Annotated in this window: 18 protein-coding genes; 7 read left to right on the forward strand and 11 right to left on the reverse strand. The window is 49.3% G+C overall.

Annotation, left to right across the window (positions count from 1 at the left end; translation table 11 throughout):
* Window positions 1–16: 16 nt before the first annotated feature.
* The 3 genes from ACN5NT_RS17130 to ACN5NT_RS17140 all read right to left on the reverse strand — a co-directional run bounded on the left by ACN5NT_RS17130 (window position 17) and on the right by ACN5NT_RS17140 (window position 2,599).
* Window positions 17–1,084 carry a fumarylacetoacetate hydrolase family protein gene (locus ACN5NT_RS17130; RefSeq protein ID WP_419176241.1) on the reverse strand — a complete coding sequence of 356 codons (1,068 nt, stop codon included), beginning with the start codon at window positions 1,082–1,084 and terminating at the stop codon, window positions 17–19.
* 247 nt (window positions 1,085–1,331) lie between these two features.
* Window positions 1,332–1,751, reverse strand: coding sequence for a hypothetical protein (locus ACN5NT_RS17135; RefSeq protein WP_136798380.1), 420 nt, complete (start codon window positions 1,749–1,751; stop codon window positions 1,332–1,334).
* 317 nt (window positions 1,752–2,068) lie between these two features.
* Complete coding sequence (locus ACN5NT_RS17140) at window positions 2,069–2,599, reverse strand: HupE/UreJ family protein (protein ID WP_419176242.1); 531 nt, start codon at window positions 2,597–2,599, stop codon at window positions 2,069–2,071.
* A gap of 197 nt (window positions 2,600–2,796) precedes the next feature.
* Between ACN5NT_RS17140 and ACN5NT_RS17145 the strand changes: the two genes are divergently transcribed.
* Both ACN5NT_RS17145 and ACN5NT_RS17150 read left to right on the forward strand, forming a co-directional pair.
* The gene (locus tag ACN5NT_RS17145) at window positions 2,797–4,869 is read left to right on the forward strand and encodes an AsmA family protein (protein ID WP_419176243.1); all 2,073 of its coding nucleotides are present in this window, start codon (window positions 2,797–2,799) and stop codon (window positions 4,867–4,869) included.
* 112 nt (window positions 4,870–4,981) lie between these two features.
* On the forward strand, window positions 4,982–6,055 hold the full coding sequence (locus ACN5NT_RS17150) for an AI-2E family transporter (protein WP_419176244.1): 1,074 nt from the start codon (window positions 4,982–4,984) through the stop codon (window positions 6,053–6,055).
* 61 nt (window positions 6,056–6,116) lie between these two features.
* Here the strand turns inward: ACN5NT_RS17150 and meaB are convergent, their stop codons facing one another.
* The 8 genes from meaB to ACN5NT_RS17190 form a co-directional block, all read right to left on the reverse strand.
* Window positions 6,117–7,097, reverse strand: coding sequence for a methylmalonyl Co-A mutase-associated GTPase MeaB (gene meaB, locus ACN5NT_RS17155; RefSeq protein WP_419176245.1), 981 nt, complete (start codon window positions 7,095–7,097; stop codon window positions 6,117–6,119).
* 96 nt (window positions 7,098–7,193) lie between these two features.
* Window positions 7,194–9,338 carry a methylmalonyl-CoA mutase gene (scpA, locus tag ACN5NT_RS17160; RefSeq protein WP_419176246.1) on the reverse strand — a complete coding sequence of 715 codons (2,145 nt, stop codon included), beginning with the start codon at window positions 9,336–9,338 and terminating at the stop codon, window positions 7,194–7,196.
* A gap of 185 nt (window positions 9,339–9,523) precedes the next feature.
* Entirely contained in the window at window positions 9,524–9,928 is a 405-nt protein-coding gene (gene mce, locus ACN5NT_RS17165) for a methylmalonyl-CoA epimerase (RefSeq protein ID WP_136798374.1), read from the reverse strand.
* Between the two features lie 85 nt (window positions 9,929–10,013).
* Window positions 10,014–10,610: a TetR/AcrR family transcriptional regulator gene (locus tag ACN5NT_RS17170; RefSeq protein ID WP_136798373.1), complete on the reverse strand. Its 597-nt coding sequence runs from the start codon at window positions 10,608–10,610 to the stop codon at window positions 10,014–10,016.
* A gap of 280 nt (window positions 10,611–10,890) precedes the next feature.
* Entirely contained in the window at window positions 10,891–12,054 is a 1,164-nt protein-coding gene (locus ACN5NT_RS17175) for a sodium ion-translocating decarboxylase subunit beta (protein ID WP_419176247.1), read from the reverse strand.
* 75 nt (window positions 12,055–12,129) lie between these two features.
* Window positions 12,130–12,531 (reverse strand): biotin/lipoyl-containing protein, encoded by a 402-nt coding sequence (locus tag ACN5NT_RS17180; RefSeq protein ID WP_419176248.1) that lies wholly within the window; start codon window positions 12,529–12,531, stop codon window positions 12,130–12,132.
* A 12-nt stretch (window positions 12,532–12,543) separates the two neighbouring features.
* Entirely contained in the window at window positions 12,544–12,951 is a 408-nt protein-coding gene (locus tag ACN5NT_RS17185; RefSeq protein WP_136798370.1) for an OadG family protein, read from the reverse strand.
* Window positions 12,952–12,966: 15 nt separating this feature from the next.
* Window positions 12,967–14,514: an acyl-CoA carboxylase subunit beta gene (locus ACN5NT_RS17190; protein ID WP_136798369.1), complete on the reverse strand. Its 1,548-nt coding sequence runs from the start codon at window positions 14,512–14,514 to the stop codon at window positions 12,967–12,969.
* Window positions 14,515–15,158: 644 nt separating this feature from the next.
* On the opposite strand from ACN5NT_RS17190, the gene ACN5NT_RS17195 reads away from it, so the two are divergent.
* From ACN5NT_RS17195 to ACN5NT_RS17215, 5 genes are all read left to right on the forward strand, one after another.
* Window positions 15,159–16,301, forward strand: a complete 1,143-nt coding sequence (locus ACN5NT_RS17195; RefSeq protein ID WP_419176249.1) for a histone deacetylase — start codon at window positions 15,159–15,161, stop codon at window positions 16,299–16,301.
* Window positions 16,302–16,374: 73 nt separating this feature from the next.
* Window positions 16,375–17,052 carry a CBS domain-containing protein gene (locus ACN5NT_RS17200; RefSeq protein ID WP_136798368.1) on the forward strand — a complete coding sequence of 226 codons (678 nt, stop codon included), beginning with the start codon at window positions 16,375–16,377 and terminating at the stop codon, window positions 17,050–17,052.
* A gap of 389 nt (window positions 17,053–17,441) precedes the next feature.
* Window positions 17,442–18,038 carry a flavodoxin family protein gene (locus ACN5NT_RS17205; RefSeq protein WP_136798367.1) on the forward strand — a complete coding sequence of 199 codons (597 nt, stop codon included), beginning with the start codon at window positions 17,442–17,444 and terminating at the stop codon, window positions 18,036–18,038.
* Between the two features lie 187 nt (window positions 18,039–18,225).
* Window positions 18,226–19,929: a hydantoinase/oxoprolinase family protein gene (locus ACN5NT_RS17210; protein WP_419176250.1), complete on the forward strand. Its 1,704-nt coding sequence runs from the start codon at window positions 18,226–18,228 to the stop codon at window positions 19,927–19,929.
* A gap of 248 nt (window positions 19,930–20,177) precedes the next feature.
* Window positions 20,178–21,488 (forward strand): histone deacetylase, encoded by a 1,311-nt coding sequence (locus tag ACN5NT_RS17215; protein WP_136798365.1) that lies wholly within the window; start codon window positions 20,178–20,180, stop codon window positions 21,486–21,488.
* Window positions 21,489–21,536: the final 48 nt, after the last annotated feature.

Genomic DNA, 21,536 nt, shown 5'->3' on the forward strand with positions numbered 1-21,536 from the left:
TTTGTGGCGTAAATGTTCAGTTGCTGCCAGTTGATCCAGTGATTTCCTCAGCGGCGGATTGGCCCACGACCTTGTAATTCAACGAGTCGTATTGACCGACGTTGAAACCTATAATGTCTCCGGGCATGAGAAAGTCGGGATTATTATCATTTGCTTCAATTACCATTCCCAGCAGAGTGAACCTGTTAAGACCCAACATTTTGGCGAGAGCACGCTTCCAGCCCGGCACCCTGAAGGCAACACCGGGAGGGGTGCCTGTCATTATAACTGTACCGGCGTGTAAAGGATCACCAGGGTATTGGGCCGCAATAAACTCAATCATCTCTTTGGCGGAGTAGACCCGGTCTGAAGTATTGCCATTCTGTCGTTGTTTCCCGTTCACCCAGGTCTCAAGTGACACATTTACTACTGTTTCGTTGGAAAACGCACTTGGTATCCACATCTTGCTACCGACAGCCGAAAATCCAGGGAAACTCTTGGCGGCTCCCCAATACTCACTCTGGTTCGGTTTATCTTCACCGAGTACCATAAAAGAGCGTGCGGTGATATCAGCAGCCAGGACAAATCCGAGCCTTGGCAGATAATTCGAATCGTTTATACGGCTGCGGTCGTAGGGCTCAAGCAAGACCATACCCAGCTCAACTTCGTAGTCAAGAAGTGGGTTTATATACGGGAAACGCTCCTCAAGCACACGTGCCAGGCCGGGTTCGACAGTTTCTGCCATGGTCAGAAATGATGCCCGATCGGGATATACGATAGTCTGGCCTGTATTCAGGGAATTCAATGATTTTTTAAAAACCGGTGCAGGGGTGTCGGGGTCCCAGGTTCTTCCTGTTTCTACGATATGTTCAGCATAACTGAGTCCAATTCCGTATATTGCCGTGATGTTTTCAGGCTGCAGTGTTTGCCACTGACCATCTGATACATCAAGTTGTACTGGTTCTCCGTTAAAGGGTTTAGGGGTGTTGCAGCCACTAAGTAGAGTAGTCAGTGATATTGCTATCAGAGCAAACCAGAAAAACAGTACAGGCGGGCAGGGCTGATACTGAGTTTTATCGTTAGGGCAGGATTGGGCTTCTGTCATGATGTCTCCTGGGCATCGGGTATGTTGCCTGGTCGGCTGGAGAGTCTGATATTACAGGGGTATGGTAACAGGGTATACGAGCTTGACTGGGCTGTCAAATGGCTGTAACAGATCATCAGGAGTGGATCTCAGCTTATGAGGAATTTTAATTGTAAGCAATGAAAACCTGTAGATCGCCTCGAAGAGTATACGATCCGGTTAGATCAAGGCTGCGGAGCCTTTGTCGCAGACCATGCGAAAGTGAACTTTACCGGTGAGAGATAATTTCGTAATACTGTACTTCCTCACTTGGTGCGATTACCAGGGTGTCGTAAAAAGTACTGTATTTCTTTTGAACAGAAAAGAAATAGACTTTCCCGGCTTTAAATCGTTGTGTCACCCCTTTAGATTTCAGGCCAAAGCTGTTGGTGAGCAGGGTGTGGATGCCTTCGTTAAGACTTAGTTTTAGCGGTTGTTCCGCGATTACTGTTCCTTCCAGGGAGCCATCAACCGTTATCGGGTATTCGTTAAGAAATCCTTCCTGGTAATTGGATTGGTGGTAAAGGATGACTGTTGCCGTGCTGTTGGCTACCGGAGAACTGTCAATTTCCACCTTCATCGTTCTGGCCTGGTTTACGCAACCACTCCCAAACAGAATCAACCCTAATAGCAGTATATATTTCTTCATCACGAACTCCTGGATAAACATATGTAATAAAAAGCAATTGTACATTTTCTTACAACTATGTCGTTATTACTCTGTATGCTTTTAAAAGCTAGTGAAATAAAGACATTACAGCTCTGTGCAAGTTAGTGGTCTTGTGATTAGTCGTGTGAAATGAAGTCCCCTGGGTAATTAGGCCTGATAGTTTTTTTATTTAACCTGCCAATATTCAAAATCCTGATCAAAAGCTGCCATGTAATGAATGCGTGAGGTCCAATGATTCAGGTGCTGACATCGTATTGCGAGATCTTTTCAATGATCGGCAGGTGCCGTTGTAATCATTATCCATACATAACGATACAACCCATCAGTATTCCTGTAGTTGCAGTCCATCCACCAAAAATTCGAAATGTGATTTGAAAAATTGGGGACGCGACATGCCGCATAAGTCTGTTTATAAGCGCACCGGCACCATAAATAGCGGTGGGGACGGCTAATAGCTCAAAGACTCTCAGTTGGTTGAAGTTATTGCCGAGTATTATGCCATGGGAAAATCCGTGCAAGAAGCCGAAGTTGAAAGCAAAAAACGTAATGGACAGAACAGAGAGTTGCACATCAAAGGCAAGCAGGGCACCGATAACAAGCAGGGAGATTGCAGGCAACAGGTACAGGATGTCAAGGGGAGGGAGCAGTTCGACAGGAGAAAAAAGCGCGATAGCACTGCCTGTAAGCCAGCAGAAAGCGAGTATGCACAATGTGTTGTGACTGGCAGATGGACGAGTGCGACAGCTAAAAAACAGGAAGATGATAAGGGAGAGGACTCCCTCAGAGCTGAACAGGAAGAGCACTGATTCTCCATAGAGTGATGTCATTCTGTTAATTCCTGCGTGTTAACTGAATGGTTATAATCTGCTAGAATTGGTTAGGTGCTGTTGCTATTATTTCGTACCATGCTGGAGAAAACAAGATTTAATGGGAGTGATATGTGGTTCTCTGGTGAATTTGTTGCTGATGAAGAAGAGGGTCTCTATCTCTAATATATTGAATATTGACCACATGCGAGGCAAATATGAGCTCACTTGTTCTGAGGTTTATTCGCTTAAGTATATACTTGTTTTTCTTTACCGTTTTGTTCCTGTTGTTAGGTTTGGTGGTGTTGGCCCTGTTCAGGATTCCGTTGCCGCTAACGGCGGTGAAGGCTCCAATCGAGCTTGCAGTGGAGAACCTGCTTGAGCGTCCGGTCTCCATAGAGGAAACGATAGAGCTCAAAACCTCATTGCATCCCGTGTTTGCAATAAAAGGATTACGTATAGGTAATCCTGAAGTATTTGAAACAGATACTTTTATGTATCTGGGTTCAGCGGAATTGGAACTTGAACTGCTGCCTTTGCTGGAATGGAAAATCTACTTTTCAAGGATTTTGGTGGACGAGCTGACAGTAACGCTCGAAGAAACCAGCGATGGCCGAGTCAACTGGGTTAAGGAGGAGACAGGTGAAAAACAGGAAAAACAGAGCAAAGAGGTGAATGACCAGGATGCCGGCGTGGGAGATCAGCAAAGGCCACCGAGGGCAGAACGTTTGCGAAAAGATAGCCTGGTTGTAAAGGAATTGAGAATGCAGGATATCAGCTTCTTTGTCCATGAACCTGGTATGGGAAAAGAAGAAAGCGAGAATGTGGAGCCAAAATTTCGTGTAGAGCAATGTGTTGGAACAATGTTGGCCGGCCAGCCTGCTCAATTACAGATGGATGGAGAGTTGGTTGGCCATCAGTATTCTCTTGAACTATCTTTTGCCTCACTTGAAGAGTTAATCGAAGATGAGTTCACCTGGACGGAGTTGCAACTCGCTATAGCCGAGACGGTTTTCGAACTGCGGGGTGAGGTCAGCCTCTCTGAGAGCCACAAGGAACTGGCGGTTGAGGCAACAGTTACCGGTGAAGATCTGAGTACCTTGGATACTCTTGTGCAATTTGACCTCCCACCTTTCGCAAGCTTTGAAATCTCCGGCGCACTGCGTCTGGCCGATAATGTCTTTCATTTGACAGATGCCATGATAAAAACCGGCTCCAGCAGTCTTGGCGGGAATATATTGGTAACCAGAAGAGGTGAATTGTATGAGGTGGGGGTGAATCTTGAATCACCTATGATACAGCTCAATGATTTTATTTTTCAGGATTGGTCGTGGTTCCGTGGGAGTGAACGGGATGATAATGGAGATGATGCTTCAGAAGTTCCAAAGCAAAAAAAGGAAGAATCCGCAGAGGTTCTAAGGCGGTTGCTAGATCCGGAAGTTCTGAAGAATATAGACTCATTTGGTATTATTCAGGCACAGTCCGTACGATCAGGTCGTGATGAGCTTGGTAAAGGTGTTTTGAGCCTGACCATTAAAGAAGGAAGACTGGCAATCGAACCGTTGCAACTGAATGTCCCAGGCGGAGGCATAACCTTGCAAGCCTCGTTGAAACCAGGCTACCGGGATTCGGATGCGACGCTTTCAGCGAAAATAGCCAATTTTGATATCGGAGTACTGGCCAGGAGAAAAGACCCAGAGACAGAGATGGGAGGGCTGGTAAATCTGGATGTTGATCTGCAGGCAACTGCCAGCACCCTGGACACGGTTCTGGAGCGCGGCACCGGGCATTTTGATTTCTCGGGTCAGATGAAAAATATCAAAGCAGGGGCAGTGGATCTCTGGGCGGTGAATCTGGTTACCGCCATGTTGACAAGCACGAAGGATAGCAGTTCAAAAGTCAATTGCGCGGTTGGCAGGTGGAGTGTGCAGGATGGGATCCTAACCTCTGATGTTCTGTTTGTGGACACCGGGAAAATACGCATATGCGGGAGCGGTACGATCGATTTCGCAAACAATTCACTCAATCTGCTCGTCCAGCCAACACCCAAAAAAGCTGAGTACTTCAATGTCGCCACTCCAATAGAAATTAAAGGAAGGTTTGACGAAGTGAAAGTTGGTGTAGCGGGTGGAGGAGTTCTGGGTTCTGCAGTCAGGTTTTTAACCAGTCCGGTGTTTACCCCCTTGAAAAGGATTGTAACCGTAAAAATACCGGAAGATGGCTCTGACGTCTGTAATATGGTGTTAGGGGCCGAGGCGAGAGATGATATTCAGGTACCGGGCTGTAACTGAAAAAAACGGCTTTGCAATGGGGAAAACGAAATTAGACCAATTCTAAAATGATCTCAAGCTGGTGATAGGGTACTCTATGCGCCTGATTATCTCAAAATAACGGATTGAATTTATGACATCTTTACCTCAGGCTGGCGGCCGTGGTCTTTTGAATTTTGCTGCTTTTGTAGTCACCATAGCGGGTATCAAGGCTGCAGGTGCCCTGGTCGTGCCGTTTTTGCTTGCAGTGTTTCTGGCGGTGGTGTGCCTGCCATTGCTCATCTGGTTGGAGAAAAAAGGCGTTCCCGAGCTGCTTGGGCTGTTGTTGATCCTGGCGGTTGTGGTTGGTGCCTGGGTGGCGCTTGCTCTTCTGGTTGGCACGGCTGTTGCCGATTTTACGCGCTCGGTTCCCCTTTATCAGGAGAGACTTCGCGCAATGGTTGGGGAAGGCTGGGTGTGGCTGCAAGGTTATGGTCTCACGGTAGATAAATCTATCCTCGACGATATCTTTGATCCCGGCAGGTTGATGCGATTGGTGGCCAGTACCTTGAATTCTGTGGGCGGTATTTTAAAAAATGCGTTCATGATTCTGTTAATGTTCACCTTTCTGATTCTTGAGGGCGCAGCAATCCCCTTAAAAATACGCCTGATCCGTAATGGGAAATATGGTGCACTGGACAGTTATACCGCGATAACCAAGGGGGTGAACCGCTATCTGGCGATAAAATCAACCACCAGCCTGGCGACAGGAGTTCTTGTCTATATCTTGCTGCAGTTCCTGGGGGTGGATTTTCCGGTGCTCTGGGCGTTGCTGGCTTTTCTGCTCAATTTTATACCGAATATCGGTTCACTGATCGCATCGATCCCACCGATCCTGTTGGCGCTGGTGCAGTTGGGGGTAGGGTATGCCGCGGCAACTGGTATCGGCTTTTTGCTCGTCAATGTCATAATCGGCTCGATCATCGAACCGAGAGTTATGGGCAGAGGTGTCGGCCTTTCTGCCCTGGTGGTTTTCCTGTCTCTGGTTTTCTGGGGCTGGGTGCTGGGGCCGATCGGTATGCTGTTGTCTGTGCCGCTGACCATGGCGATAAAGATTGCCTTGTCTGAACACGAATCCACTTCCTGGCTCGGTATACTCCTGGGTTCTAATAAAGAGGTTCTGGTGAGGCTGGAAGAGGTCGAAAAAAGAGAATCTCAGCAGGAGTAAGAATTTTACTGCCGGAATAATGGGGATATTCCGGCCCAAATCGGTCTGCTGCTGAAGTTCTTCAATGTCTTCGAAGAAGATGCAGTAATTCCGTGGCTGCCGCGGTGGGGGAGAGGGTGCCTTCTGCAAGCTCGTTTCTCAACTGCGGCAGAGTGCTTTTCACTTCGTCAAGCTGGTAAAACCACTCGCGAAGTCCTTCATTGAGCAGAAAGGTGAGCCAGTCCTGAGTCTGGTTTTTCCGCTTCTCCTCGAGTTCGCCACAGGCTGTGAGCTTTTCCTTATGATCGAGGATGGTCTGCCAGATCGTATCCAGGCCGGTTGAACGCAGTGAACTGCAGGTGAGCACTGGTGGATTCCAGTTAAGGCTGTGCGGCATCAGGAGATGAAGAGCAGCCTGGTATTCTTTCTGGGCAGCTTCCGCGCGACTGATATTATCACCGTCTGCTTTATTGATGACGATTGTATCGGCAACCTCAAGCACACCCTTTTTGATGCCCTGTAACTCGTCTCCAGCCCCGGCAATCATCAGTACCATGAAAAAATCGACCATGGACGCGACCGTGGTCTCTGACTGGCCGACTCCCACTGTCTCAATAATAATCACATCAAATCCTGCCGCCTCGCAGGCCAGCATTACTTCACGTGTCTTACGGGCCACGCCACCGAGATTGCCGCCGGAAGGCGAGGGCCGGATGAAGGCATTGTGATCAATAGACAGTTTTTCCATACGGGTTTTATCCCCTAATATGGAGCCGCCGCTGCGAGTGGAACTGGGATCGATGGCCAACACCGCGACTTTGTGGCCCATGCCGGTCAGCATTGTCCCGAAAGATTCTATGAAAGTAGACTTCCCGGCACCCGGCACGCCTGTAATCCCAAGTCGAACACTTTTGCCGGTACGCGGCAGCAGCCGATCGATGATGGTACGGGCGGCCTGCTGATGGGCAGGCAATACTGATTCAATCAGGGTGATAGTACGGGCGAGCATTCGCCGATTTCCACTCTCAAGGCCTTTTATGTGGGCTTCAATGTCTATCTGCATAGGGTGCTCAAATCAGCAATTGGAAGAAAAAGGGCACGTACAAGTACGTGCCCTGAGGGAAAGCAGGTTATCCCGGTATGATAAACCTCCTCCACATCATTGTATATATTTTTTCTCAAGAAGCTGCAGGGTCTTGTCGGCAGACTCCGGAATCGGGGTACCTGGACCGAATACTGCGCGAACGCCCTTTTCATAGAGATACTCATAATCGCCTGGAGGAATAACGCCGCCAGCGACTACGATAATATCGCCTGCATCGAGTTTTTTGAGTTCTTCAATAAGAGCAGGAACAAGGGTCTTGTGGCCTGCGGCAAGGCTTGACGCGCCGACGATGTGTACATCGTTCTCGACTGCCATCTTGGCTGCTTCTTCAGGGGTCTGGAACATCGGGCTGATGTCCACATCGAAACCGAGATCAGCGTAGGAGCTGGCAATAACCTTGATGCCGCGGTCATGGCCGTCCTGGCCCATCTTGGTCACCAGCATTCTTGGCCGGCGTCCGGTTTTCTCCATGAAGGTTTCTGTACGTTTGCGAAGGGCGTCGATCACGTCTTTGTTGTTATCTGTGTATTCAGAGGCATACGCGCCGGAGATGCAACGGGTGGTAGCGGTGAAACGGTCAAATACGCTTTCCATGGCGTCTGAGATCTCTCCCAGGGTTGCTCGGGCGCGAACCGCAGGCAAGGAGGCCTCAAGCAGGTTGCCACCATTTTTGGCGACATCTTTGAGATGTGCAAGAGCTTTTTCGACGGTTGCGGAATCACGGGTTGCCTTGATCTGCTTGAGGCGTTCGACCTGCTCATCACGAACAGTTGACGGTACTTCACGTACCTCGAAATCAATCTCTTCGTTCGGCAGTTTATACTTATTTACGCCCACGATAACATCATTGCCCTGATCGATACGTGCCTGCTTTCTGGCGGCAGATTCTTCAATACGCATTTTCGGCATACCGGATTCGATGGCCTTGGCCATGCCGCCGAGCTCTTCAACCTCGTCGATGATCTTCTGCGCTTCTTCGACGATGGAGGCGGTGAGGGATTCGATATAGTAGGATCCGCCGAGGGGATCGATAACTTTCGTTACCTCGGACTCTTCCTGGATGATAATCTGGGTGTTCCGGGCAATGCGGGCAGAGAAGTCGGTCGGCAGGCCGATAGCTTCATCAAATGAGTTGGTATGCAGTGACTGGGTACCGCCCAGAACCGCACTCATTGCCTCGAGAGTGGTACGAATTACGTTGTTATACGGGTCCTGCTCGGTGAGGCTCCAGCCGGAGGTCTGGCAATGCGTACGTAGCATTGAAGACTTCGGGTTTTTCGGGTTGAACTGGCTCATCAACCGGTGCCAGAGAAAGCGGGCGGCACGCAGCATGGCGATGTCCATGAAGAAGTTCATGCCGATGCCGAAGAAAAACGACAGGCGTGGAGCGAAGGTGTCTACGTCCATACCGGATTTCAAGGCAGCGCGAACATATTCAACACCATCCGCCAGGGTGAAGGCGGTTTGCAGTACTGAGTTGGCACCGGCTTCCATCATGTGATAGCCAGAGATACTGATGGTATTGTAGCGCGGCATATTCTTGGAGCAGAATTCCATGATGTCGGAGATAATCCGCATGGAGGGCTCGGGTGGATAAATATAAGTGTTTCTGGTCAGGTACTCTTTTAAAATATCGTTCTGGATGGTACCGGAAAGCTGCTCGTGCTTCACTCCCTGTTCCTCGGCAGCGACGATGTAGCCGGCAAGAATTGGAATGACCGCGCCGTTCATGGTCATGGATACCGACATCTTATCCAGCGGAATGCCATCAAAGAGGATCTTCATGTCCTCAACGGAGTCGATGGCCACGCCCGCTTTACCGATATCACCGGCAACACGGGGATGGTCAGAGTCATAGCCACGGTGGGTGGCCAGGTCAAACGCCACGGAAAGGCCCTTCTGGCCGGCCGCAAGTGCTTTACGGTAGAACTCGTTGGACTCTTTGGCAGTGGAAAAGCCTGCATACTGGCGGATAGTCCAGGGGCGTCCCGCATACATGGTGGCCATCGGCCCACGCACATATGGTGCCATTCCCGGCAGCGTATTGACGGATTCGACGCCCTCCAGGTCTTCTGCCGTGTAAAGTGGTTTTACGGTAATTCCTTCAGGTGTTGCCCAGTTCAGGGAGTCCGGTGACTTACCTTTGAGTAGCTTGGTTGCCGCCTCTTCCCATTTGGCCTTATCGGGATGTACTGACATGGTGTGCTCCTTTATATGTTCGGCTGAAGCCGATGTAAGCAACAAAAACTTCTCACCCTGAAACTGAGGTGCGGTGTTTGTGGGATGGGTAACGGACAGCAACAGTTTCAGGATGAAAAATTCAGATACTGATTGAAGACACTCCCTACTCTCTCACTGTCTTCAATAAGTGTATTATATAGTTATCAGTCGCGCTGGCAGAGTTCAACCAGTACGCCGCCGGTGGCTTTCGGGTGCAAAAAGGCGATTTTAGCACCACCTGCGCCGATCCTTGGCTTCTGGTCGATCAACTGAATATCTTTAGCTTTCAGTTCTTCGAGAGCTTCTTCGATATTTTCGACGCGAAAGGCTATGTGCTGAAATCCCTGGCCTTTCTTTTCGATAAATTTGGCCACAGGGCCGTCGGGTGAGGTGGATTCAAGAAGTTCAACTTCACTATCCCCAACAGGGAAAAATGCGGTGGTAACTTTCTGCTCTTCTACGGTTTCCGCTCCCTCAAATTCGAGTCCAAGAACATCTGACCAGAATGTTTTACCGGCATCGATAGAATTGACTGCAATTCCCAGATGATCAATCTTCAAAATTTTCATGGTGCGCCTCCCAAAAGTGTTCAGTGTTGTTGTCCGCATAATACGGACAACCCGATCATTGCTTGTTTTGAAAGGAGGATGAAGCCTATTTCTTTTCGTGTGGGTTCGCCATTCCGCGCCAAACCATTTCGAACATCACATTGGCCTGACCTGCCAGGCTCTCTTTTTTGCCGCGAAGTATCCACATGAAAAAGCTGCGCTGCACAAAACCCATGAGGAAGTCGAGTAAGGTACCCGCCCGAACATCATTGTTCAGTACACCCTCTTTCTGTCCTTCCTGCAGCACATTGATCAACAGGTTCATCATCCTGCGTTGCTCAAATGTTTCATCCGCCATCCAGGTTTTCATGGGCAGGGTCATAAAGACGATTCTGCCTAAACCTTCGTGACGTTCATAGTAGTCGAGCTGCAGCCAGAAAACCTTGCGCAGCTTCTCCTTCAGGTCTTCGATGCCCTGAAGGTGATCGACAATCCGGTCTGTCAGCTTGCCCATCCAGATGTCTACAAAAGCAAAGACCAATCGTTCCTTGCTATCGTAGTGTTTGTAGATGGTGGTAAAGCTGACACCGGCTTTTTCCGCAATATCGCGGATGCTTGCCTTGTGGAAATCGGAGTGAGAGAAAACCTCCAGTACAGCTTTTTCCAGTCTTCGTTGGATGTCAGGATTGAGTTCTTCTGCCATTGTTACTGCCGTCCTTTTTCTTGTATTAACTGATCCATAGGGATGCTTGCCCGGTGCACAATGCACAAGAGAGAGAGGGGAAGGCGATCGCGTCTACGGAGTATGTATGTAAAGAAATGATGTTGCTTTAACTTGCTGATTTTACGACCAAACCTGTAGGATACATCATGTAAGACTTTAATATAAGACAAAGTTCTACCTGCTTGTAATGCATATACTTTTGGTCTGCAACAAAAAAGAACGACCATTAAATGCTGTAAAGGCTTAGGTTGCACAGGTTTCAGCCGCCAAAGAGGGAGAGCAGAACGCCTGCGGAAACTGCCGAACCGATTACGCCGGCAACGTTTGGACCCATTGCGTGCATGAGCAGGAAATTTGATGGTTCTTCTTTCTGGCCCACGACCTGGGAAACCCTCGCTGCCATTGGCACGGCTGAGACGCCGGCAGAGCCGATCAGCGGATTTATTTTCACATCGAGAAACTTGTTCATTAATTTGGCGATCAATACGCCTGAGGCGGTGCCAATGCCGAAGGCTACGATGCCCAGACCCAGGATCGCCAGAGTCTTCACGTTCAGGAAACCTTCTGCTGTGGCGGTTGCACCAACCGTCACCCCCAGAAAGATTGTGACGATATTGATCAGTGCATTTTTGGAGGTATCCTCAAGTCTGCTGACCACACCGCATTCCCGGAACAGGTTGCCGAGCATCAGCATACCGATCAGGGTTGCAGCGGGTGGCACGATAAGCGATACAACCAGGGTGACGATGATTGGAAAGAGGATTTTCTCTTTCTTGGTGACCTCGCGAAGCTGGGTCATGCGAATCTTTCTTTCATCCTTGCTGGTGAGCCAGCGCATAATGGGCGGCTGGATGATAGGGACAAGCGCCATATATGAGTAGGCGGCAATCGCGATGGCCCCGAGCAGATGCGGCGCTAGCTTGGATGATAAAAAGATAGCTGTCGGTCCGTCTGCACCGCCGATAATACCGATGGAAGCAGCTTCCTGGGCGGTGAATAGTCCGGATGCGATAGCGCCGATGAAGGTGATGAAAATACCGAACTGGGCAGCCGCACCGAGCAGGAGAGACTTGGGGTTGGCGATAAGCGGTCCGAAATCGGTCATTGCGCCCACTCCAAGAAATATAAGAGGTGGGAAGATGCCAAGGTGGTCCCCCTGAAACAGATAGTAGAGCAAACCTCCCGGCTCGACGGTATGGGCGGCATGTTCGGTAATCTCCATTACCGGTTCTGCCATCAGGCCGGCAAAGGGCAGGTTGGTCAGTAACACGCCAAAGGCGATGGGAACCAGCAGTAGCGGCTCAAAGCCTTTAACAATAGCTAGATAGAGCAGCACAAAAGAGATCAGGATCATGATGATATGGCCAAAGGTGAGACCGTAGAAACCTGTACTGTGTGCGAAATTCAGTAGTGCGTTCAGCATTGCGAACCCCCAATGTTAATCGGGTTAATCGGATGAACCGATTTGTTTGGTGGAGCAGGTCGTCATAAGCGCAACTCAGGCCAGAACCAAAAGAGCCATTCCGGCGTTCACCGCCATACCTTTGCTAACTTCTATTGTGGAGACAGTGCCGTCTATGGGAGCTTTGATTTCGTTTTCCATCTTCATTGCTTCAAGAATCATCAAAGTGTCACCGCGTTTAACCTGATCACCGGTGTTAACCCGCACTTCGGTTATGGTTCCGGGCATTGCTGCCAGAATAGTCCCATCACCTGCAGGCACTTTGGGTGCAGCTTTGGCTGGAGATGCAGCAGGCTTGCCTGGTGCAGGTGCAGTATTCGCCTTGGGAGCCGGCGTGCTTCGGCTCTCTGTGGGAGCGGCAATTGTAGCCTTATCCGTAATCTCCTCAATGGCAACTTCGTACTCGTTTCCACCAACAATTACTCGAAAAGTTCTCATTATTGACCACTCCTAAGAATTAATATTCATTTGTTCAGCCAAACCGGCTTTGCTCCACGCAGGGGTGCGATCTTCGCGCCGCTTGATGTTCCTGATGACGATATTGCTGGTGGCGGTCTGCAATTGCATGGCCAGCGCAACGGTTATTGCTGCTACCAATTCTTCATCTTTATGCTGGTCTGGTTGTGTTGCATCCGTTCCGGTTTCGGCAGTAGGCTCCACCGGTTCTGTAGTCACAGGTTGAGGCGCAGTGAATTTCGCCATCAAAGTGATGACAAACTGTACCAGGATCAGTGATACCAGGGTAATGCCCATACCAAGAATGGTGGTGGCAAGCCCTGCCAGCAGACGTTGAGTGGCTGTCAGGGCGCGCATGGCTTCCGGGTCGGCAAATTTGGTGAGCAATTCGACAGTGTCCATATAATGCTCCTTGTTTTACAGAGGCATATTGCCGTGCTTTTTCGGCGGTCGTGTTTCCCTTTTGCCTTCGAGCATGTTGAAGGCATCAATGATCCGCTGACGACTGGAGCCGGGTTCTATAACATCATCGACAAAACCGCGTTCGGCCGCCTTGTACGGGGTGGCGAACTCAGCCCGGTAGTCGGTCAGAAGCTGCTGCCGGGTTTCTTCTTTGTTTTCTGCTTTGTTGATCTCGTTACGGAAAATGATGTTTACCGCACCATCAGGACCCATAACGGCGATTTCTGCGCTTGGCCAGGCCAGGACCATGTCGGCACCAAGTGATTTGGAGCACATGGCGACGTAGGCTCCGCCGTAGGCCTTTCTGGTGATCACTGTTACCTTGGGAACTGTTGCCTCGCTGTAGGCATAGAGTATCTTGGCGCCGTGCCTGATAATTCCGCCATGCTCCTGATTGGTTCCTGGCAGAAATCCGGGTACGTCAACAAAGGTGAGCAGTGGGACATTGTACGCGTTGCAGGTGCGGATAAAACGTGCAGCTTTGTCACCGGCGTTCATGTCCAGACAGCCTGCCATCATGTTGGGTTGATTGGCGATAATGCCTATAGACCTGCCATTTATCCTGGCGTAGCCCGTTACGATGTTCTTGGCGAAATAAGGTTGGTATTCGAGAAATTCGCCTTGATCAACTATTGCGGTGATGACATCCATGATGTCATACGGCTTATTTGGATTTTCAGGAACCAGGGTGTCAAGTTCGGGGATAATGCGGTTGATGTCATCTTCAGATTCAAAGATCGGGGCATGCTCCATATTGTTCGAGGGCAGATAGCTGAGCAGGCGTCGAATCTCGTTGATGCAGTCCTGGTCTGTTTCAGAAATAAAATGGGCGTTACCGCTGATGGAGTTATGGGTCATTGCTCCGCCAAGCTCTTCCGGGCTCACTTCTTCACCGGTAACCGTCTTGATGACCTGGGGGCCGGTAATAAACATCTGAGCCGATTTGTTTACCATAAATACGAAATCAGTAAGTGCAGGTGAGTAGACTGCACCACCGGCACACGGTCCCATTATTGCTGAAATTTGCGGGATGACGCCAGAGTACGTGGCGTTTCTGAAAAAGAGGTCGCCATAGCCGGAAAGCGCGTCTACCGCTTCCTGGATTCTGGCGCCGCCGGAGTCGTTTAATCCTATAATGGGTGCGCCGACTTTGAGCGCAGCATCCATGGCTTTAACGACCTTTGTGGCGTGCATTTCGCCCAGGGCACCGCCTGTAACCGTAAAATCCTGTGAAAAAGCGTAGACCAGCCTTCCGTCGACCATGCCGTAGCCCGTTACAACGGATTCGCCTTCAAATTCCATCTTGTCCATACCGAAATTCGTGCAACGGTTACGGACGAAGGCGTCCAGTTCTATGAAAGAACCGGGGTCAAAGAGATAGTCGAGTCGCTCCCTGGCCGTCATTTTGCCTTTTTGATGCTGCTTGTCTATGCGGGCCTGGCCACCACCAAGAGCAAGTTTTTCTTTTTTCTTCCGCAGCTGTTCAATTTTCTCAAAAGCCATAATATATGCTCCCTTGAGTTCTGACTTTTATTGACCGGAATGGTAGTGCAATTGTGTCTTACCCACTACTTCGGCAGAAGCGCGGGGGGGTACGGGGGACTTCAGGTCCATTTCCCTGTTGCAGGGGGTAGCCACAGATGCGCAGCGAGATGCGGATACCGGACTGTCTTCCATATATATATATGGTGTGTATGTATCAGAAAATTGTGGCTGGGGCGGTACGGAAGACCCTGGCCGGGCTTGCGCAGGAGAAGAGAGGAAGGGGCGGCCCTGAAGGCTTCCAGCGCATTTGTATACCCTTGATGTTGTGTTTAACAGTGTTACCATATCTCGTTCCTGGAGAAGTTTTTGGATTGTGTTATCCGTTGATAGCTATGGTAATACAATATCTTGGTTGAGATTCAGCCTGTCAAAGATACACCATGACAAGTTAAATGTTGATTCGTGTTATCTTGGTGTTGACCTCTTAAATGTATATAATAACGATACAAAACAATTTGAAGGAACTGATTGTTGTTCAGTATGGTAACAATGTTACTCTCTGGTTTCTTCGTTGTAAATCTTTTTTTCTTTGTTAATGAAAAAAATTTATATATTGTAGGGGCATATAGGAATGACATGGGGAGAGTGGAACAGTATTCTGCATGGCGGAGCTCCCCGCGGGTGTCGTTCAAGCGTTTTTTGCCAGAACCTGCTGCAATTACTGGAATGTGCTTAGAAGTGGCAGAAGTAGTTATGGAAACCTGGTTTCGGTGCGGCGTGTTGCCCTGAAAAGCCAGGAGGAAATGCAGTTGAACTATTTCACAGGCGAACAGGAAACGGAACAGATGAAGAAAACCGGTTTTATTTATGACGATACATACCTGCAGCATAACACCGGAGACTGGCACCCTGAATCATCGGAGCGGTTGAGAGTCATCGTCAATGGCTTGAAAGAGTCAGGTCTGTTGGAAAAACTGGTAAGGATTGAGGCCGAACCAGCGAACCAGCGCTGGGTGGAGGCGGTACATCATGTAAATTACATTATGCGATTTAATGATGCCTGCGCCATGGGAATGCCCGATTTCGATCACCAGGAGAACAGTATCTGCAGGGAATCCTTCAAGGCTGCACTGTTGGCGGCTGGTGGGGTAATAAAAGCCATAGATTCGATCATGGTTGGTGATGTCGAGACAGCATTCTGTGCAGTTCGCCCGCCGGGCCACCACGCAGAGGTCGATAAGGCCATGGGTTTCTGCTACTTCAACAATGTTGCCATTGGCGCCAGGTATGCGCAACGGCAGTGGGGCATGAAGCGAGTAGGGATCATCGATTTCGACGTTCATCATGGAAACGGCACTCAGCACATTTTTGAAACAGATCCGACTGTCTTCTATTACTCCATCCACGAACACCCATCATTTGCCTATCCTGGTACAGGTCGTGATTTTGAGTGTGGAGTTGCCGCCGGTGAAGGTACAACCAAAAATTCCGTAATTTTACCCGGCCGAGGAGATCACGATTATCGGCGAAAATTAACAGAAGACCTTATCCCTGCCTTTAAAAAATTCCAACCTGATATGATTCTGGTCTCAGCAGGCTTTGATGCCCATGTAGCTGATATGATGTCCGGGGTGAATCTTTCCACAGATGGCTATGATTTTGTCTCCGAGCTTATCATGAATCTGGCCAATGCCCTCACTGACGGCAAGGTCGTCTCAATTCTTGAGGGAGGTTATAACCTCGAGTTACTGCCATTACTGGTTGAAAACCACATAAAACATCTGGCTGGCTTGCGCGGGGTTTAGTTGGCCATCATTTTAAAATGGAATATTACGAAAGGCAGAGGGTGTAAAATCCGTGCCGACTATAGGGGGTGTTATGTTTGTCATTGAAAGGATGTCAACAGACCTGATAACTGCTTTGCCTGATATGAAAATCGGTCAGGCCTATGATCTCATGAAAGAGCGGCGCATACGTCATCTGCCTGTCAGCGACGGAGAGGGCAAGCTGGTTGGCATGGTATCAGACAGGGATATGCGCAGCGCAATGCCGTCAAAACTTCTTGATTCTGATAGCTATGAAGCAACACTCAAAAAGGTCATGAACTTTACTCTGGCTGAAATCATGACCCGGGAGCCCGTAAAGATATTTGTATACTATACCATCCAGGATGTGCTGCTTATCATGCGTAAATATAAGGTGGGTGCAGTGCCGGTGGTCGACGATGACGGGTATCTCAAGGGAATTTTGTCTACCCGCGATCTGCTCTCGGCATTTGTCGACGTGATGGGAATCGATGAGCCTGGTGCGCTGCTCTGCATTCTTTCCGATGACAGGCAGGGGCAGATGAAAAAAATAGTTGATATTGTGACAGAAGAGCGTATTTCACTTGGTAGCGTGCTGGTCTCCAAGAGTCTGGAACAGGATAGAAAAGCGGTCTTCCCTTATCTGCTTACCAATAATGTGGCACGGGTCAAGACCAGATTGATTGAGGCCGGGTTTGAACTGACTGACCCGATGCAGTGGTACTTTGATCAGCTTCCTAAAAAACAGTGATTTTTAAAAAAGGTGTGCCTCTGGTTCAATAAAGGGATGTGATGTCTAGTCCGACTTTCAGGTATGTGTTGAAACGTTAAACACGATATCAAGGGAATAACCGTTGCTACTTGCTGCGGTCAGTTGATGACACTGGGAAGAAGATCGGCAACTGCGCCTGTTGGGTGATAAAAAGGACTGTGACTGTATGGTATGTAGGGTCACTTTCCAAACCAGATGTGGTTGAAGGATAATTCTTCACTGGTTTTGCTAGCATATTCCGGTTGGATGAGCTCAAAATAAACAGTTGTATGAGAATGTTGTGGAACTTGATATTATGTAGGAGTTGACTGAAAAACGTTGTCTGCAGAAGCGGTTAAAGTATCAAGAAACTCTTTGGAGTGTATACGATGCAGATTGTCGCAATTTATGGCAGTCCCCGGCGCGATGGGAATAGTGCTGCCTTGCTGAAGAAAGCTGTTGAAGGTGCGCGGCGGCAGGGGGCTGAAGTCGATGAGATTTATCTTAGAGATTATAAGATCTCACCTTGTCTGGAAATTTATCAGTGTATCAAGACAGGAGAGTGTGCAATTCGAGACGACTTTCCGAAAATTCTGGAAAAGCTTGAGGCGAGTGACGGTATTATGCTGGCCTCGCCTATTTTCTTTTATACCGTTAGCGCGCATACCAAAATTTTCATGGATCGCTGTCAGTCGCTCTGGGTCCGTAAATACTGGATTGAAAAACAAGAGATGGGCAAGACCCGGGAGACCAGAAAGGCATTGTTTATTTCAACGGGGGCCACTGAGGGGAAGCGACTCTTTGATGGTGCAATCCTCACCGTGAAATATTTTTTTGATGTGCTTGACGCGGGGCTCTGGCGGTCAGTGCTTTGCCGCGGGGTTGACCGAAAAGGTGATATAGACCGCAGGCAGGATTATCTTGATGAAGCGTTTGAAGCCGGTAAGGAACTGGTGGAGGCGATTCATGAAATGAAAGCAAAATAACAGCAGGCTTCAAAGTCATTTTAACCATCTCCTGGTTATTGATTTGAAATTACTATATGTAATATCAAAAAGATGGATCTGTTTATTTTTTGAACAATACCCTGGTCTAAGCAAAAATGACTCAACTCCGACCGATTCCTGGCAATAACTTTAGAAGCAGGCTGCTAATAAAATACGGATTTTCGATATGATAATCGGACTTGATGCCGGGGGCACCCATACCGATGCAGTGCTGTTGGGCGCAGAAGGCATACTCCACAAGGTGAAGGTACCCACTGATTCTGAGCATCTGTTTGACACAGTAATGGCTGCTCTCGATACATTGATGGCAGACAGGGATAAGGCTGAGGTCGCCAGAATAGTACTCAGCACAACCCTAGCTACCAATATGGTTGTGCAAAACAGGCTGCCGGAGGTGGGGGTGCTAGTGGCTGGAGGCCCTGGCCTGAACCCGGAATGCTTTCGTGTTGGTGAAGAATATCATGTCGTCTCCGGAGCGCTGGATCATCGCGGTCGCGAAATAGAGCCGCTCGATGAGTTGGAGTTGGCTTCCATAGGCAGAGAACTGCAGGCTAAAAAAATACGTTGCGCGGGAGTGGTTTCTAAATTTTCTGTGCGCAACCCGGCCCATGAACTTCGCATGGTGGAGATTCTCACCCCGTATGTCGAGACCATATTCATGGGGCATACTTTTTCGGGGGCACTCAGTTTTCCGCGGCGCATTAACACTACCTACCTGAATGCCGCAGTCTACCCAATTCATAAGAATTTTTTTGAGGCGGTGAACCGGTCTCTTAAAGCGCAGGGATTGTCTGTGCCGATTCGGATTTTGAAACCGGATGGCGGTACCATGGACATTAAGTCATCTCAGGGATATCCGGCCCAGACCATCCTCAGTGGCCCTTCGGCCAGTGTGATGGGCGCGTTGGCCTCAGCAGACAGCGAAAAAACATCCCTGGTACTTGATGTAGGTGGAACAACGACAGATATGGCAATCCTACTCGGCAATTCACCGATCATCGCCCCACATGGTATTGAGCTTGGGCAACATAAAACTTTGATCAGGGCGCTGCACACAGAGTCGATCGGGGTTGGCGGTGACAGTGTGGTTCGTATAGCAGAGGGCGAGATTGTCATAGGGCCGGACAGGCAGGGAGTGGCTATGGCCTTCGGTGGCCCGGTTGTGACCACAACCGATGCCCTTGCTGTGCTTGGCCAGCTTGATGCTGGTGATAAAGATTTGGCCAAAGCAGGAGTGGCAGGCCTTGCCGAACAGCTGGGTCTCACTACCCATGAGATGGCCGGGAAAATATTTGATACCGCATGCAGACGGATTCTTTTGGCAGCAGCTGAGATGATTGAAACAATAAACAGCCGACCGGTCTATACTGTGCATGAAATGTATGAGGGACTGAAAGTACAGCCGGATCAAATACTGGTACTGGGGGGGCCGGCAAAACAGTTTGCCGCGCGGCTGGATGTGATTGAGACTGAGTTGGAGTATGGCGCAGCGATTCCGGTCCCAGTCTGGCAGGTGGCCAATGCCAAAGGCTGCGCCTTGGCGCGTACTACCTGTGAAGTGACAGTCTATGCAGACACCGCCCGGCGAGTTCTAACCGCCCAGGGAGAGGAGTTCCAGCACTCGCTATCAGCCACTGCCACTCTTGAAGATGTGCTTGAGATTGCGACGGATCTGGTGAAGGTAAAGGCCATCAGGCAGGGGGCGAACCCCGAATACCTGCAGATTGAAATTACCGAGCAATCTGAATTCAATATGGTGCGCGGCTTTCACACCACGGGTAAGAATATCAGGGTGAGGGCCCAGGTCAAGCCGGGGCTTATACACGGTTATGATTGTGAGACAGGTCAGCTCAACCGACCCGACTTGTAATTTTATCAGTCCGCCACCGCTTTTTTCAGCAGCATTTGGGTGGTACATCGAGCTGACTATGAGGGTGTACCCAACACTTTGAAGCCAATATCAGTCTTATGGATAAAAAACGGAAAATATAAGAATTAATCTATAATTATAGTCAATTAAGTAGCACGTGTGAAGCTCTCCTCAACTAAGAAATTATGCTGATGAGAACTTCCGCTAAGGCCATTTGCAGACCATCAACCATAAACGGAGCGCGAATTATGCTTCGAGCAAAAAATACCACAGGGCTCGTTTTTTTTCCCGCCTTCGACTGGGCGATTTCGCCGACCCACCCCGAGCGTGAGGAGCGTCTTCTCTATACCCAGGATCAGGTATTGGAGGAGGGGTTGCTCGATATAGATGGGATAGTGGAGTTGAAACCTGATATCGTTACAGTTGAAGACATCAACCGGGTTCACTTCTGCGTTCCTGATGCCGAAGCGGTGACTACAGAGTCTCACTTCATCAGCGCCGGTGGCGCCAAGACCATTGGCAAAGCGGTGCTCGATAAAAAAATTGAGCGGGGTTTTGCTCTGGTGCGTCCTCCCGGGCATCACGCCAACCGGGTGGTACATGGTGCCCGCGGATTTTGCAATATCAACATTGAAGCAGTGATGATCGAATATCTGCGTGCGACCTATGGTGTCGACAGGGTAGCTATAGTTGATACCGATTGCCATCATGGTGACGGGACCCAGGATATTTACTGGCATGACCCTGACACGCTTTTCATCTCAATTCATCAGGATGGCCGCACCCTGTACCCCGGCTCTGGTTTCCTCAACGAATTTGGCGGACCGAACGCTGTGGGCACAACGATTAATCTGCCGCTACCGCCGGAGACCTGTGACGAGGGTTTCCTGTACGCGGTGGAGCATGCGGTGCTGCCGATCCTGGATGAATTTCAGCCGGAACTGATCATCAACTCCGCAGGTCAGGACAATCACTACTCTGATCCCATTACCAACATGAGTTTTTCAGCCCAGGGCTATGCCAGACTCACTGAAATGTTGAAAGCGGATATTGCCGTGCTCGAGGGTGGTTATTCAATTGAGGGAGCGCTGCCATATGTCAATGCCGGGATTATCATGGCGATGGCGGGTATCGATTACTCATACCTTCGCGAGCCTGATTATAACCCTGATCATCTCAGACAACCGGCAAGTATCAAGGCAGAGATTGACAAAGTGTGTGAAGATGCACTCAAACTCTGGGCTAACAGGCATGAACTGACCCAAGCCCTGCGGAGCAGGGACGGGAGCGACAGTCGCAGTCGGCAGATATTTTATGATACGGACAATATCTTGGAAAATCAGTATGAAACAATCAGATTCTGCGATGATTGTGCCGGTGCTTTACGCATAGAGAGCAGTTCAAGTTACGGTGCCAATATTCTCGGCATACATATTCCCAGAAAGGCGTGCCAGGCTTGTATTGATCAGGCAAACGAATGGTTTGATCACGGCGAATATGGCAATTTCAGCCAGATTTTCCTGCAGGATAGAGTCAAAGACCGATATTTGATAAAATAGGAAAGGTGTCCTGTGTCAGGACAAAACGTCCATAAGCAATCCAAGGGG

The sequence above is a fragment of the Desulfosediminicola sp. genome (genome assembly GCF_048381775.1).
Taxonomy (GTDB): Bacteria; Desulfobacterota; Desulfobulbia; order Desulfobulbales; family Desulfocapsaceae; genus Desulfopila; species Desulfopila ganghwensis.